This is a genomic window from Phocaeicola plebeius (assembly GCF_003437535.1).
Lineage (GTDB): Bacteria > Bacteroidota > Bacteroidia > Bacteroidales > Bacteroidaceae > Phocaeicola > Phocaeicola plebeius_A.
Genome location: NZ_QSQT01000070.1, coordinates 1 through 873, shown reverse-complemented (window position 1 = coordinate 873; position 873 = coordinate 1). Strand labels below are relative to the sequence as shown.

The following is an 873-nucleotide window of genomic DNA, read 5'->3' as shown; positions in this document are numbered from 1 at the left end:
ATTATGGGTGACCAAACTCATTCATAATAAACAACCTATGTACGCTGTATTGGACAAAGATACGATAAAAAACGAAATACTTCCTCATCTTTCTGTGGCAAAACGCGGTTTTCAATCAAAAAGTAGTCTGATTGAAGTCATCAATGCCATTCTCTATAAGTTAAAGACCGGATGCCAATGGGAATATCTTCCCGTGAAAGAACTGTTCAGCGGCAAGGTCCTGAAATACGGTGCTGTATTTCACCATTACAATAAGTGGAGCAAGAAAGGTGAATGGAAGTCGCTTTGGCTGCAACTTTTGGACAAGCACCGTTCGGAACTTGACATGTCAAGTGTGGATCTTGACGGAAGCCACACTCCGGCTATACGCGGCGGGGAAGAAGTCGGCTATCAGGGAAGGAAAAAACGCAAGACGACCAATGCCCTTTATCTTACAGACAGGAAAGGGCTTCCTCTCGCCATGTCCGTTCCGAAAAGCGGGGAACATCATGACACGCACAATATTGTTGCTGTAATGCAGAACATGATGGAAGACATGGCAAAAGCCAACATCAGAACGGACGGGCTTTTCCTGAATGCGGATGCCGGATTTGATTGTGCAGCCCTCCGCTCCGTGCTCAAAAGTTATGGAATTGTGTCAAACATCTGTATCAACAAAAGAAATGGAACGACAAATGACAGTATAGTCCTTGATGAATTGTTGTATAGGGAACGATACTCCATAGAACGGACAAACGCGTGGATGGACAGTTTCAGAACTATTTTGAATCGATTTGATACAACGCTCAGAAACTGGGAATCATGGAACTACATCGCTTTTTCCGTTATGCTATTGAGAAAATGTGCAAGGAAAAGAAAAGTTTAAATCACTTC

General features: G+C 43.2%; 1 protein-coding gene. It reads left to right on the top strand.

The window, feature by feature from the left end; all coding sequences use genetic code 11:
• Positions 1-7 precede the first annotated feature (7 nt).
• Entirely contained in the window at positions 8-865 is an 858-nt protein-coding gene (locus DXD04_RS16590) for an IS5 family transposase (protein ID WP_259299589.1), read from the top strand.
• The last annotated feature ends 8 nt before the right edge of the window (positions 866-873 follow it).